The following is a 14,045-nucleotide window of genomic DNA, read 5'->3' on the forward strand; positions in this document are numbered from 1 at the left end:
GGAAAAAAGAAAACGTGCTGAAATCAGCACGGATCTTGGCTCGATAAGGACAATGAGGTTAGAGGGTCCTATTTTATTTACTTAACTGAACGGGGTCAATGACGATCCTGGACCGCATAACGCAGTTGAACGACGCCGCCGCCGAGAGGCTTGCAGTCCAGCAACTCCACGTGCCGATACCGGTAGCTCTCTTGATCGATGAGCAGGTTGAGTCCCTTGCCTTCCAAGACGGGCGCCACGTTGAAGATCACTTCGTCCACAAGCCCCTCGCTCAGAAAAGAATTGTGGATGTCCGCGCCGCCGCCGATCAGAGCGGCCTGATGACCTCGCCGTTCCAGGTAGCTCAACGCTTCCCGCGGCGATCCGACCACCGTTACGCCGGGAATAGCCGAGGCGCTCTTGGAGACGACGACGATATCGAGATCGGCGAAGGGTCCGGGGCCGCCGTTGCCGCGCATGCCCTCGAACGTCTTGCGCCCGACGATGAAGTTGCCCGCCGCTTGGGCCTGCGCCGCGAAGTCGCCAAGCGCTTCCGGCTTCGGCGGGTTCTCGGGACCGGACTGCGCGTAATTGCCGTTAGCGGTTAAAGTCGCCCACATTATCGTTTTCATAGAGAGGTTCCTCCTCAAGGTATGTTCCATTCCGTATTCTTCGGATGGCGGATGTGTGGATGCTGCCCGGTCCGGACCCTCGCAGTTCCTGATTCACATCGTAAGGGATCTATGATACATTTGAAAAGTAGTTACATTTAAGTGCAATAGTTTCAAAAAATGAAGTATGGAGGGGATCGCGATGATGGATCGATCCTGCCCGGGCCGAGTCGAACCGATTCTGGAGCTCCTGGACGGCAAGTGGATGCTCCTTCTCTTGTTCGAATTGTTCAACGGAACCCGGCGCTTCGGCGAGCTGCGCCGCAAGCTGCAGCCGATCAGCCCGAAGACGCTGACCGATCGGCTGCGCCTGCTGGAGGATAAGGGGATCGTCACGCGGACTTTGTATCCGGGCGTTCCTCTGCATGTCGAATATGAGTTGACCGAGAGCGGGAAGGGGCTGCAGCCGATCTTCGAGGCGATGTGGACTTGGACCCAGGAGTACGGCTCCATTCTGAAGCAAGAGAAGAAGGAGACGGACCCGGAAGCGGAGAAGGTTATGTAAAGACTCGCATGTAGCGAGGGTTCCAAGTTCGCTTCTCCATCGAGAAAGGATAAGTTATGTCTATGGTTCTCAAAGGGCTTGTCCGTCGGCGGGGGTGGAGCGCAGGGAATCTCATTCTCGCGGCTCTGCCGCTTGCCAACGCATGCGCGTGGCTGGTCTTTCCCCCCGCCGATGACGGCAGGCGTCCGGACTTGGCTCTCCGGTATGCGGGGGAATGGATCGGCTCTACGATGATGATCCTCATGGCCTTCGCTTTATTGCTTGCGACGCGGTCGCGAGTATTGGAGCGCTTCTTCGGCGGCCTTGATCGCATGTACGCCTTGCACCGACAGGCCGGCACATGGATTTTTTTGCTCCTCCTTTTGCATTTCCTGGTGATGCCGCTGAACCCCGATCAGGTGCCTCCCGGGCGGGCGCCCGGTTATATCGCTTTTGGCGGATTCATCCTTCTTATTCTTTTGTCCCTGGCTCCGCGCATCCCGATCATCCGGCGAATCATCCGACTCGGCTATCGGGGATGGCGAATCTCCCATAAATTCATTGGAGTATTCTTCATTATGGGAACGGCTCATGCCATGCTCGTGGATCCGCTCGTTCGATCGGCTTCGGTGCCGTTCGGCCTCTTGTTAGCCGCCATGGGGGTCGGAATCGTCTCTTACTTGTACACCGAACTGATTGCACGCTTCGTAAGGCGCAGGGCGATCTATAAGGTGGCGGAAGTGCGACGGCTCGGCGAGGGAGCGATCGAAGCGGTCCTGGCTCCCGAGACCGGGCGGATGAGCTTCGAAGCCGGTCAATTCCTGTTCATTCGCTTCAAAGGGAACCGTGCCTTATCCGAATGGCATCCGTTCACCGTCTGCAGTTCCCCTCGGGAATCCAGCCTGAGGCTTGCGATTCGCGCCGCTGGCGATTACACGGGATATCTTCAGAACTATCTGATGCCCGGCACCCGGGCGGTCGTCGAGGGCGGCTACGGCAAGATGGATTATCGGCGGGGCGGGAAGGATCAAATCTGGATCGCTGGCGGAATCGGCATCACCCCTTTTCTAAGTTGGATTCGGGATATGCCGCATCGGCTCGAGTATCGGATCGATTTCTTTTATACGGTGCGAACCCCGGAGGAAGCCTTCTTCTTGTCCGAGATCCTTGAAGCCGTGCGGCGTCATCCGCATTTCAAGCTGCACATGCACTATTCGGCCGAGAAGGGCAGGCTCTCCGTCGAGCGCCTGGCCGACGAATTGAAGGGCGGGTTGGCGGGCAAATCCGTTTATATGTGCGGACCGGCCCCCATGCTGGCCGCGTTCAAGAGAGACTTCCGGCGCCGAGGGGTTCCGGCTGCCTCGGTCCGTTACGAACGATTTCATTTCCGATGAAGAGTAGAGGATAGGAACCGGGACAGGAAGACTCGGACAACCTTGCAGATTCGTGCAAGGATTGCACGGACGAGGGATTCTCCTTGCCGTATCCTGGGTGTAGGGAGGAGAATCGCGAATGGATTGGGTCGATAGAATGAATAAGGCGATCGGCTATATCGAGGATCGACTTGCCGGGGAGGTCGATTACGAAGCGGCGGCGCGGATCGCCTGCTGTTCGACGTACCACTTCCAGCGGATGTTCTCGTTTATCGCCGGCGTATCCTTGTCGGAGTACGTGAGGCGGCGCCGGCTTACGCTGGCGGCATTCGAATTGCAGAACGGCAAGATCAAAGTGATCGACCTCGCGCTCAAGTATGGCTACGAATCGCCGGAGGCGTTCGCCCGCGCGTTCCAGAATTTGCACGGCACGACTCCCACCGCCGCGCGGAGCGCGGGCGCCAAGCTCAAAGCCTATCCGCGGATCTCCTTCCAAATCTCGATCCAAGGAGTGGCGGAGATGAATTACAGAATCGAAGAGATGCCGGGATTCTCCATCGTCGGCGTGCAAGAGAAGGTACCCATGAGCCGCGCGTTCGAGGTCGTTCCCGGCCTGTGGGCGAATGCCGCGCAGGACGGGCTGTTCGGGAGATTGTGGGACATTCGCGCAGACGATCACCCCGTGAGCGGGATTCTCGGAGTCTGCGCCGACGGCGACTTCGGCCGGAACGAAGAGTTCCATTACGTCCTCTCCATCGTCTCGGACCGATCGCCGCCCGAAGGGATGACGAAGCGGGACTTCCCGGCGGCGACATGGGCGGTGTTCGAGGCGGAAGGAGGGCCGGAAGGCCTCGCGGAGCTGTGGCGGCGCCTCTATACGGAGTGGGTTCCGGTCTCCGGGTACGAGCTTGCTTATGTGCCCGCCATCGAGCGGTACTTGCCGCCGGAGGAGAACCGCAACGAATTGTGGGTCGCGGTCGTCCCCAAATAAAAAGAGAAGGAATGAGAGAGATGGACGTGGTTATCTCCGTCGATGTTCCCTCCTAGAATAAAAACTTATTTTAGGAGGGTATAACGATGATTTTCCATCCGATCGATATCGACAGCTGGAGCCGCAAGCCTTATTTCGAACACTATCTCAATCGCGTGCGATGCACGTACAGCATGACCGCCCCTATCGACATCACTCTGCTGAGGAAGGAACTGAAGAGCAGGGGAATGAAGCTGTATCCGGCGCTGATCCACATGATCGCGACCGTGGTGAATCGCCATCGGGAATTCCGCATGGGCATGGACGCCGAGGGGAGGCTGGGCTGCTGGGACCGGATGACTCCCGCCTACACCATCTTCCATGAAGAGGAGAAGACGTTCTCAAGCATCTGGACTCCGTTCAGCGAGAGCTTCGGAACCTTCCACGCCCGTTGCCTGGAGGACATCGAGAGCTACAGGAATGCCGAGGGGCTGTTCCCGAAGCCGGACGAGCCGCCGAACGCCTTCCCGATCTCCAGCATCCCGTGGGTGAGCTTCACGGGGTTTAACCTGAACATCTACAACGAGGGCGCGTATCTCCTGCCGATCTTCACGATGGGGAGATACGACGAGCAGGACGGCCGAACCCGGCTGCCGATATCGGCGCAATTCCACCATGCCGTATGCGACGGCTACCATGCCGGCGTCTTCTTTAACGAGATGCAAGGGCTGGCGGACGATTGCGAGAGCTGGCTGGCGGGCTGACGCTCCTGCGTTCGCCCCCCTCTAACAGGCAAGCAGGCTGCGACGGAGACGTTGCGGCCTGTTTGCGCTGAGATTTTTTTGCCAAAATTTAAAAAATTCCTTTACAGGAATATTCCTATTGGGGTATATTATAGTCATGGAAAGCGAATTAGAGCCCAAAGGAGATGGTAAATGAAGTGGCGAACGAAGAGGTTACGTCTTTCATTGAGAACTTGGGACCCCAGTGGCAGATCGAGCTGTCTAAACGGCTGAGAGAGATGGTTCATCAGACCATCCCGTCGGTTGAGGAGCGAATTCAATACAAGAAGCCCCATTTTCTGAAGAACGGTCATTACGCCGCGGTGATCTCGCCCTCGAAGGATGCCATTGCCTTCATGATCATGAATCCGTCCGAGATCGAATTCCCGAAGGGCTTCGAGGGACCGCCGGAGCGCAAGTGGATCAAGATCAAAGAAGGAGCCGCTCCGGATTACGCCTTGCTAGGCTCGCTGCTCTCTCAGGCCTCCCAAGCGCTCTAGAGACGGCGAAGGGCCGAATGGATAATAAGGAAAATCATAACTACAAGGAGGAATTAGAGTGACTGTCCAATCCAAGGAGAATTACGAAGTGCTGCTGACCCGCGAGTTTAACGCCCCGCGCGAACTCGTATTCAAGGTATGGACGGAGCCGGACCACTTCGGCAAGTGGTGGGGACCCAAAGGGTTCTCGCTCGAGATCAGCAGGATGGACGTTCGTCCGGGCGGACTGTTCCTGGGCTGCCAGAAGTCTCCCGACGGCATGAGCATGTGGGGGAAGTTCGTGTACCAGGAAGTGATCGCGCCGGAGAAGCTGGTGTACGTTCAATCGTTCAGCGACGAAGAGGGCAATACGATCCGGGCTCCGTTCAACCCGAACTGGCCGCTGGAGATTATCAACATTCTGACCTTCGCCGAAGAGAACGGCAAGACGACCGTCACCTTCATCGGCGGGCCCTTGAACGCGTCGGAAGAAGAACAGGCGGCGTTCGACGCCATGAAGCCGATGGTCAAGCAGGGCTTCGCCGGCACGTTCGAGCAGCTGGAGCAGTACCTGGCCAGCCAGCAATAAACGCACAAGCGACGTTTCCGCGAGGGAGACGTCGCTTTTTTTAGGCCCGGTACTTATTTCCCTCGAAGGAGCCTTCCCTTAACCTCGCCAATTTTGAAGGCACGATCCGCAATTATAGATCGTCCATCTATCTGAAGCTGCAAGTGAATGGCCGTGAAGAAGCCGTCGAGAAGGCAAGGCAAGAGTGTCTGATTTAACGGGAAAAGAAAAACAGCGGCGTCCCGGAGCGAATCCCGGACCAACCGCTGTTTTTGGCTTTATTGCTTCACGATCTGCCAATTAACCCCGAACCTGTCTTCGATCTCGCCGTAGTAGGCTCCCCAAGGCTGCAATTCGAACGGATATTTGACCTCGCCGCCTTCGGCCAGCTTCTCGAAGGCCTGGCGCGCCTCCGCTTCGTCCCCGTAGGAGAGCGCCAGCGCGATGAAGCGCAAGCCTCGGGGGGTTCCGGAGGAGTCGGGGCCGCCGAGCCCGACGGAGTCGGACAGGAACAAGAGGTTCCCGCCGGCTGCGCGAAGCGCCATGTGCATGACTTTATCCTTCATGGCTTCCGGCGTTCCCGGGATTTGTCCGTACGTCATCGTGGAGACGATCTCCCCTCCCAGCGCTTGCGCGTAGAATGCGGCTTGCGTCTTGGCGTCCTCCGAGTGAATGTAAGCGTTCAGTTGTGCCGTCATATTCAACTTCCTTCCTCTTGGTTATTTGCGTTTCTGTTAAGACGACGAACCGAAGACGGGGAAATCGACATCCTCTTAAAAAAATTTTTTTCCGCTTCCGGCCTTCGGAACGGATGGAACATCGTAGAAGTTTACACAAGATATAACTCTCGCTGACCCTACCCTAACAAACCCCCGCTACACTTAGAGAAATGATGCCTAAGGAGTGGACAAGGATGAGCAAAACGATGGACCGCAAAACGTTTCTCTCTTACCTGGGTACCGGCGCGGCGGCTCTGGCAGCCGCCTCGGCCGGATTGGGAGTGCTCGACGGCAAAGCTTCCGCCGCGTCTGCAACGGCTAATCATCTGTTCGGCTTCAACACGAATCGGGTAAGCGGATACTTCGATCCGATCGAGGCGACGACCGAGGATAACCTCGTGTTGCCCGCGAACTTCAAGTACGACGTGGTAGCGGCCTACGACGACGTCATCAATCCGGCCGGCGAGCGATTCGGCTCCGGCTGCGACTACAACGCCTTCTTCCCGATCGACGGCTCCAACGTGCGCGGCCTTCTGGTCAACAACCACGAATATACGACGATCTTCCAACTCGGCCCCGTCGAAGGGGACAAAATGACGAAGGAACAGCTGGATAAAAGCCTGTATTACCAAGGCATGTCCGTCATCGAAGTGTACCGCGACGAGAAGGGCGTCTGGAAGATGGACGCCGGCTCCTCCTACGCGCGCCGCATCAACGGCTATACCAAGTTCGAGCTGACCGGTCCGGCCAGAGGCATTCCCGCTCTCAAGGGGGCGACGGCGGTGACGGGCACCTTCGCCAACTGCTCCGGCGGCGTGACGCTGTGGAACACGGTTCTGTCCTGCGAAGAGAACTTCGCCGAGACGGCCGCCGCCTCCGGCTTGCCGGACACCCATTACGGCTGGGTGGTCGAAGTCGATCCGTTCGATAAGGCGTATCTGAAAAAGCATACGGCGCTGGGCCGGTTCAATCACGAGAACACGGCGATGGGACTGGCCGCGGACGGCCGCGTCGTCGTCTATATGGGCGACGACAAGAAGGATGCCTGCGTCTACAAGTTCGTGAGCAAGGGCAAGTACAACAAGGCTCTCGGCCGCGCCAACGCCGCCCTGCTCGAGGACGGCACGCTGTACGCCGCCAACCTGAAGACCGGCAAGTGGGTACCCGTCACGCTGGAGGAAGTCTTGAAGGCGGCGAAGGACAAGCCCGAGCTGAAGCAGAAGTTCGCGTCCCAAGGGGACGTCGTCACGTACTGCCAGGAAGCGGCGATCCTCGTAGGCGGAACCCCGACCGACCGTCCGGAGGATATCGAGATCTCGCCGTTCGACAACACCGTGTTCATCTGCCATACGAACAACGACAGCCACGGGAACATTCACGGGCATATCACCCGCATCTTCGAAGCGGGCAACGATCTGGGCGCGCTGGAATTCGACTTCGAGATCTTCGCCGCGGGCGGCCGTCAATCCGGCTTCAGCTCGCCCGACAACCTCGCATTCGATTCGAACGGCCATCTGTGGGTCGTCACGGACATCTCCAGCAGCAGCCAGAACAAGGGCGTGCACAAGTCGTTCATGAACAACGGGCTCTTCGTCATCCCGACAAGTGGTCCCGACAAAGGCAAAGCGCTGCAATTCGCGTCCGGACCCGTCGAGTGCGAATTGACCGGGCCGTTCTTCACGCCCGACGAGCAGACCCTCTTCCTGTCCGTCCAGCATCCGGGCGAGAACACGAAGGATCTGAAGAATCCGACGAGCACGTGGCCTCACCGTCCCGGCGAGAAGATGGCACGATGCGCCGTCGTCGCGATCAGCGGCTTCAAACTGGGCCTGTAATCGGCCAATCTAAACCAAACCTGAAGGGGATGTTGACATGCCGTTCGGCAACATTGGCATCGGAGGCTTGATTCTCATTCTGATTATCGCGCTGATCATATTCGGACCGTCGAAGCTTCCCGAACTGGGCCGCGCCTTCGGCCGGACGCTGAGCGAGTTCAAAGGGGCGACCCGCGGCTTGGTGAACGGCGAGGACAACGACCGCAAGGACGAGGAGACGCCGCAGTCGCAGGCTGCCGCGGCTTCGGGCAAGTAGAATGGCCCGCGATCCGAATGAGCAGAGCGTCATCGGCCATTTGGAGGAGATGCGGTCCCGGCTGATTCGCACGCTGATCGCTTTTATCGTGTCGATGGCCGCGGCCTTGATCTACGTGCGGGACATCTACCAATGGCTCGTGAGGGATATGGATCGGAAGCTCGTGCTGCTCGGACCGTCCGACGTCATGTGGGTCTATATGACGATCGCCGGGGCCGTCGCGATCGCCGTGACGCTCCCGGTCGCCGCCTACCAGACCTGGAGGTTCGTGCAGCCGGCCTTGCCCGCGCAGGCGCAGCGCTCCGCTCTGATGCTCATTCCGGGCATCAGCGTGCTGTTCCTCGTCGGGATCGGCTTCGGGTACTTCATCTTGTTCCCGATGGTGCTGCGCTTCATGAACGAGATGGCGACCGACGAATTCACCGTCATGTATACCGCGCAGAAGTATTTTACCTTCATGATCCATATGACGATCCCGTTCGGTCTTCTGTTCGAGATGCCGGCCGTCGTCATGTTCTTGACCCGGCTCGGCATTCTCGATCCGAAGCGTCTGGCCAAGGCGCGGAAGGCGGCGTATTTCGTCTTGTGCATCGTCGCGGTGACGATCACGCCGCCGGACGTGCTGTCGGACATTATCGTCATCGTGCCGTTGTTCCTGCTGTATGAGGTCAGCATCTCGATCTCCAAATTCGTGTACCGGAAGCAGTTGAACGCCTTGCAGAGCTAGGGGAAGGAACGGAGAGCCGTCTTCGAACGGCGTTGGGCCCAGGCGACGTGCCTGGGCTTCTTTGTCGCGGCCGGGTTGGGGGACGCGTCCGCCTGCTTGCCATTCGGATTGGAAAAAATGTATTCTCTAAACAGATTGGACAGGCGGAGGTCGTTCGATGGAGAAGCTGGACGAGAAGAGAGCGGACGATTTAACGGGACGCGTCAAGCATACGCAGCTTCACTTGCGGCGGTTGACGATCTCGCAAGTGCTGGAGGAATTCGACGGACGGATCATGGGGCTGGACGACGGCAAGCGCATAATGAAGTATCGCAAAATGAGAGGAAGCCCGTACTTATTTTTTCGAGGAAGCGCCTATCTGTTCTATTTCGACGTCGGAAGAGAATGGTTCCCTTACCGCAGCGACCCGGAACGCCCGACCTGGATCCAGGGCGATCTGCACTTCGAGAACTTCGGCGCGTTCCGGAGCGGGAAGGGGCGCATCGCGTTCGACGTGAACGACTTCGACGAAGGGTGCATGGGCTCCTACCTGTACGACGTGCTCCGCATGTCCGTCAGTCTCTTCCTCGCGATGTCCGAGCGGGGGCTGCCGCTTGAAGAGCAGAGGGAGGCCGTAATCGCCTATTTATCCGCCTATGTCAAGCAGATCCGGAGGTATGCCGAGCGACGGGAAGACCCGCGCTCCCTCGTGTTCGACGAGTTGTCGACCAAGGGCCCGATCCGCAAGCTGCTCAAGAAGACGGAGAAGCTCGCCGCCAGCCGCTTGATCGAAGGAATCACCACGCTGGAAGAGGGGCGCCGGGTGTTCCGGTGGTCGGAGGAGATCCGGAAGCCGACCGACGGGGAGCGCGAGCTCGTCCTGAACGGCTGGCCCGAATACGCGAGCCGCCTGGCTACCCGCACCGGCCGGCCGGAATCTTATTATCAAGTGAAGGACATCGCGGTGAAGCACGGTTCCGGCACGGCTTCGATCGGCTTGGACCGGTTCTACGTGCTGATGGAAGGAGGCGCCGGGGACCTGGGGCTCGACGATATTATCATCGAGATCAAGGAAGTGCGGGCTCCGGTCCCGGCGTACTTCATGCCGTACAACGAAGCGTTCTGGGAGGAATTCGCCCATCAAGGCAAGCGCGTCATGGCGACCCAGCAGGCGATGCATCATGAGGCGGATCCCTTCCTGGGTTACCTGACGCTGAACGGCCGGCACTTCTATGCCAGAGAGCGGTCGCCGTACAAGAAGAAGCTCAAGCCTCATAAATTCGCGGAACCGAAGGATTGGCTCCGGACGGCGGAGTGCATGGGGCGGATTACGGCCAAGATGCATGCCCGCGCGGACGCGGACGTGGAGGAAGGCCTGCTGCCTTATCACAGCGAGGACGAGATCGCCCGGGCGATCGGCGACGACGCGGACGCCTTCCGCGACTATTTGGCGAACAGGGCCTTGTCGTACGCCTATCAGGTAAGAGAAGACTATTCTCTGTTTAAGGAATGGAGCGAAGCGTTCGAGCAAGGCCGATCATGAACTGCGAATCCGAATCCATACGCAGAAGCCGAGCAAGGACCGGGATCACCTCGCGAAGAAGCGGGGACGACCCGGTCCTATTGCCGCAATCGCCGTCAGAACGGCCTTCGGATCGGAGGGAACGCCGGTTTTGACGATATTTTTTCATTGACAACCCGACCTAGCGAATTTATAGTAATTCACAGATGATATTGAGAATCATTATCGGCATATAAAGGAGTTTAGAGATGAACACCAAACTGCTTCTTCCATTCCTTCTGATCATGGGCGTCATTCTCGGCGCTTGCGGCAACAACGCCTCCGATAACGGCGCATCGCCTTCCTCGAGCGCCAGCTCCAGCCCGAGCGCAAGCGCCGACGCCAGCGAGCCGGCGGCATCGCCGTCCGCCTCCGCATCGTCCTCCGCGTCCGGCACGATCACGTACGAATCCGAGCTCGGTCCGGTCGAAGTGCCGGCGCATCCGCAGCGGATCGTCGCTCTCGGGTACGCGCCGAACGTGCTCTCGCTCGGCGGAACGCTCGTCGGCGTCGACGAGTGGACGAACAAGAGTCCGCACTTCACCGAGAAGCTGAAGGGCGTGGAAGTCGTGTCCGAAGACAACCTCGAGAAGATCATCGAGCTCGACCCGGATCTGATTATCGTCGACGCCACCAGCAAGAACATCGACAAGCTGAAGGAGATCGCGCCTACCGTCACCTTCACCTGGGGCAAGCTGAATTACCTGGATCAACAGATCGAGATCGGCAAGCTTCTGAACAAGGAGCAGGAAGCGAAGGCTTGGGCGGACGACTTCACGAAGCGGGCCAAGGCCGTCGGCGACGAGATCAAGGCCAAGCACGGCGACAACGTGACGGTATCGGTGTTCGAGACCGACTCGAAGAACTTCTACGTGTTCGGCGACGCCTGGGCGCGCGGAACCGAGATTCTGTACCAGGCCATGGGACTCGGCATGCCGGAGAAGGTCAAGACGGACGCCCTCGGACCGGGCTACTATACGCTCTCCCCCGAAGTTCTCGGCGATTATGCCGGCGATTACATCGTCCTTAGCCGCAGCTCCCAGGGAGACAACTCCTTCATGCAGACGGAGACGTGGAAGAAGATCCCGGCCGTCAAGAATAACCAGGTTATCGAGATCGACACCGAAGCTTCCACGTACAGCGATCCGACGACGCTCGAGTATCTGCTGAACATCTTCAAGGAAGGCTTCCTGCAATAAGCGATCGCGTTCGCGCGCGGAAGCGGCGAAGAAGGCCGAGATGCCTCTGGCACCATGGAGGCGCTCTCGGTCTTCTTCGCGCCCTCGATGACCTTGAAGGAGGAATGGCAACGTGAGTGGCAGTCGCAAATCCAAATCGACGATTCTTCGGGCCGCGATCAGCCTGGCGGCGCTCGCGGTCATGTTCGCCCTCGCCATGCTGCTCGGAGCGAAGGACGTATCCTTGAGCGAGCTCTGGCCGATCTTGGCGAACCGCGGCGGGGAGGACGATAAGATCGCCATGCTCCGGGAGATCCGCTATCCGCGGGAAGTCGCCGCCGTGCTCGTCGGCGCCGCGCTGGCGACGGCCGGCGCGATCATGCAGGGGCTGACGCGCAATCCGCTCGCGGACCCCGGGCTTCTCGGGCTGACCGCCGGGGCGAACGCGGCGCTGGCCCTGGTCGTCGCCCTGCGGCCGGGCTTGAGCTACTTCGGCATTATGATCGTCTGCTTCGTCGGAGCCGCGCTCGGCATGCTGCTCGTCATCGGCATCGGCGCGGTGAAGAAGGGCGGCTTGTCCCCGACCCGGATCGTCTTGGCCGGATCGGCGGTATCCGCCTTCCTGTACGCCGTCACGGACGGGACCGGCCTCTTGTTCAAGACGTCCAAGAACGTGACGATGTGGACGTCCGGGGGGCTGATCGGCACGACGTGGGAGCAGGTCCGGGCGTTAAGTCCCGTCATCGTCGTCTCCCTTCTGGTCGCGATGGCGCTGTCCAAGGCGCTGACGGTTCTGAGCCTGAACGAGGAAGCCGCGGTCGGCTTGGGCCTTCGAACGGCATACGTCAAAGCCATTCTGTATATCGTCATCATTCTGCTGGCGGGGGCCGCCGTCGCTCTCGTCGGGAACATGGCGTTCATCGGGCTGATGATTCCCCATATGGTGAGGGCGATGTTCGGGACCGATTACCGCACGGTCATCCCGATGTCGGCTCTTTGGGGAGCGACGTTCATGCTGATGGCGGATACGCTCGGCCGGACGCTCTACGCTCCGATCGAGACGCCGGTCGTGGCGATTATCGCGGTGCTCGGTCTTCCGTTCTTCCTGTTCGTCGTGCGCAAAGGAGTGAAGTCGCTGTCATGACCCGTACCGCTCGTTATCCCAAACAAGTCGTCGTGATCGCGATCGTGGCGCTGCTGATCCTGGCGACGATCGTCGCCTCGACCAGCATCGGCTCCGGAGCGCTGTCCTTCGATCGTCTGCTCCAGACGCTGTTCGGGCACGGCACGACCAAGGAGAACCTGGTGCTGTTCTCCATCCGCCTGCCGCGGATCGTCGTGACGCTGCTCGCCGGCATGGGCCTCGCTCTCTCCGGCGCGATCCTGCAGGGGGTTACGCGGAACGATCTGGCCGATCCCGGCGTCGTCGGCATCAACGCGGGAGCGGGGGTGGCGATCGCCGCCTTCTTCCTCTACTACCCGATGGATCCGAAGACGTTCGCCTACGCGCTTCCGCTCGTGGCGTTCGCGGGCGCGCTGGCGACGGCCGCCCTGATCTACCTCTTCTCTTATTCCAAGGGAACGGGGCTGCAGCCCGTCAAGTTCCTGCTCGTCGGAGTCGGCTTCGCGCTGGCCCTGTCGGGCTTGATGATCGTCTTGATCTCCTCGGCCGATCCCCGGAAGGTCGACTTCATCGCGAAGTGGCTGGCGGGCAACGTCTGGGGAGCGGATTGGCCGTTCGTGTGGGCGCTGCTGCCATGGCTCGTCGTTCTGCTTCCGTACACGCTGTACAAGTCGAACGCCCTTAACCTGCTGGCGATGGACGAAGCTGTCGCCGTCGGAACCGGCGTCTCCGTGGGCCGGGATCGGCTCATTCTGCTCGCGGTCGCCGTCGCTCTGGCCGCCGCGGCCGTATCCGTCACCGGGGGCGTCGCGTTCGTCGGCCTGATGGCCCCCCATATCGCCAAGGCGATCGTCGGGCGCCGCCACCAGGTTTACGTCCCCGTCGCCGTCCTGATGGGCGGGTGGCTGCTCTTGTTCGCCGATACCGTCGGGCGCCATCTCGTCGAGCCGGCCGGCATTCCGGCGGGCGTCATGGTCGCGCTCATCGGCGGGCCGTACTTCTTGTATCTTCTGCTGAGGAAGTAGCCGCGGCCTCTCGCCGCGACTGGCCGGGCGCGGGCGGGACGATTCCAGGATTGTGGAAAAAGACTGGAGCGTGCTATACTCGGAAATAAGTATGCATAGGGAGGTGAAGGTAGGATGAACCGGGAGTTCGTGAATAACCAAGTGAGCCGGCTGCCCCTCGCGATGGCTGGCATCGTTCATGGTGTTGATGTCGACGGGAGAAGTCTGTCCATTTTTAACCATACGATTTCACGACTCGCGAGAAGGCTCCTACCTTAACCTGTACGGATCGAACCGGATAGGGCGTAGGGAATTTTCCCTGCGCCCTATTTTTCTTATGGCGTGCCCAGAGGCACG

At 59.6% G+C, this 14,045-nt stretch carries 15 protein-coding genes and 1 pseudogene; 14 read left to right on the forward strand and 2 right to left on the reverse strand.

From position 1 onward, the window contains the following. Positions 1–95: 95 nt before the first annotated feature. Positions 96–611, reverse strand: a complete 516-nt coding sequence (locus H7B90_RS06760) for a dihydrofolate reductase family protein (RefSeq protein ID WP_185135100.1) — start codon at positions 609–611, stop codon at positions 96–98. A gap of 181 nt (positions 612–792) precedes the next feature. Here H7B90_RS06760 and H7B90_RS06765 point away from each other — a divergent pair, with 181 nt between their 5' ends. From H7B90_RS06765 to H7B90_RS06790, 7 genes and pseudogenes are all read left to right on the forward strand, one after another. Further along, entirely contained in the window at positions 793–1,155 is a 363-nt protein-coding gene (locus H7B90_RS06765) for a winged helix-turn-helix transcriptional regulator (RefSeq protein WP_185135101.1), read from the forward strand. A gap of 242 nt (positions 1,156–1,397) precedes the next feature. After that, positions 1,398–1,658: pseudogene (locus tag H7B90_RS33670) on the forward strand (ferric reductase-like transmembrane domain-containing protein); the annotation flags it as partial. Positions 1,659–1,712: 54 nt separating this feature from the next. Further along, positions 1,713–2,528 carry a ferredoxin reductase family protein gene (locus H7B90_RS06770; protein ID WP_260410821.1) on the forward strand — a complete coding sequence of 272 codons (816 nt, stop codon included), beginning with the start codon at positions 1,713–1,715 and terminating at the stop codon, positions 2,526–2,528. Between the two features lie 118 nt (positions 2,529–2,646). Then, positions 2,647–3,498 carry an AraC family transcriptional regulator gene (locus H7B90_RS06775; protein WP_185135103.1) on the forward strand — a complete coding sequence of 284 codons (852 nt, stop codon included), beginning with the start codon at positions 2,647–2,649 and terminating at the stop codon, positions 3,496–3,498. An 86-nt stretch (positions 3,499–3,584) separates the two neighbouring features. Beyond that, positions 3,585–4,241 carry a type A chloramphenicol O-acetyltransferase gene (gene catA, locus H7B90_RS06780; RefSeq protein WP_185135104.1) on the forward strand — a complete coding sequence of 219 codons (657 nt, stop codon included), beginning with the start codon at positions 3,585–3,587 and terminating at the stop codon, positions 4,239–4,241. Between the two features lie 164 nt (positions 4,242–4,405). Further along, positions 4,406–4,759, forward strand: a complete 354-nt coding sequence (locus H7B90_RS06785) for a DUF1801 domain-containing protein (protein ID WP_185135105.1) — start codon at positions 4,406–4,408, stop codon at positions 4,757–4,759. Positions 4,760–4,817: 58 nt separating this feature from the next. Continuing rightward, positions 4,818–5,327, forward strand: coding sequence for an SRPBCC family protein (locus tag H7B90_RS06790; protein WP_185135106.1), 510 nt, complete (start codon positions 4,818–4,820; stop codon positions 5,325–5,327). A 257-nt stretch (positions 5,328–5,584) separates the two neighbouring features. On the opposite strand, the gene H7B90_RS06795 is transcribed toward H7B90_RS06790, so the two are convergent. Continuing rightward, on the reverse strand, positions 5,585–6,004 hold the full coding sequence (locus tag H7B90_RS06795) for a VOC family protein (protein ID WP_185135107.1): 420 nt from the start codon (positions 6,002–6,004) through the stop codon (positions 5,585–5,587). A 215-nt stretch (positions 6,005–6,219) separates the two neighbouring features. On the opposite strand from H7B90_RS06795, the gene H7B90_RS06800 reads away from it, so the two are divergent. The 7 genes from H7B90_RS06800 (at position 6,220) to H7B90_RS06830 (ending at position 13,709) form a co-directional block, all read left to right on the forward strand. After that, complete coding sequence (locus tag H7B90_RS06800; protein WP_185135108.1) at positions 6,220–7,860, forward strand: PhoX family protein; 1,641 nt, start codon at positions 6,220–6,222, stop codon at positions 7,858–7,860. A gap of 37 nt (positions 7,861–7,897) precedes the next feature. Continuing rightward, complete coding sequence (gene tatA / locus H7B90_RS06805) at positions 7,898–8,116, forward strand: twin-arginine translocase TatA/TatE family subunit (protein ID WP_185135109.1); 219 nt, start codon at positions 7,898–7,900, stop codon at positions 8,114–8,116. A gap of 1 nt (position 8,117) precedes the next feature. Then, on the forward strand, positions 8,118–8,843 hold the full coding sequence (gene tatC / locus H7B90_RS06810) for a twin-arginine translocase subunit TatC (RefSeq protein WP_185135110.1): 726 nt from the start codon (positions 8,118–8,120) through the stop codon (positions 8,841–8,843). Between the two features lie 157 nt (positions 8,844–9,000). Beyond that, positions 9,001–10,365, forward strand: a complete 1,365-nt coding sequence (locus tag H7B90_RS06815; protein ID WP_185135111.1) for a DUF2252 domain-containing protein — start codon at positions 9,001–9,003, stop codon at positions 10,363–10,365. A gap of 227 nt (positions 10,366–10,592) precedes the next feature. After that, positions 10,593–11,582 carry an iron-hydroxamate ABC transporter substrate-binding protein gene (locus tag H7B90_RS06820; protein ID WP_185135112.1) on the forward strand — a complete coding sequence of 330 codons (990 nt, stop codon included), beginning with the start codon at positions 10,593–10,595 and terminating at the stop codon, positions 11,580–11,582. Positions 11,583–11,763: 181 nt separating this feature from the next. Further along, a complete protein-coding gene (locus H7B90_RS06825; RefSeq protein ID WP_185135117.1) occupies positions 11,764–12,705 on the forward strand; it encodes a FecCD family ABC transporter permease in 942 nt (313 codons plus the stop codon). Next, on the forward strand, positions 12,702–13,709 hold the full coding sequence (locus tag H7B90_RS06830) for a FecCD family ABC transporter permease (RefSeq protein WP_185135113.1): 1,008 nt from the start codon (positions 12,702–12,704) through the stop codon (positions 13,707–13,709). Before H7B90_RS06825 ends, H7B90_RS06830 begins: the two co-directional genes overlap by 4 nt. Positions 13,710–14,045: the final 336 nt, after the last annotated feature.

This window comes from Cohnella xylanilytica, from assembly GCF_014212175.1.
In the GTDB taxonomy this organism is placed as follows: Bacteria; Bacillota; Bacilli; order Paenibacillales; family Paenibacillaceae; genus Cohnella; species Cohnella xylanilytica.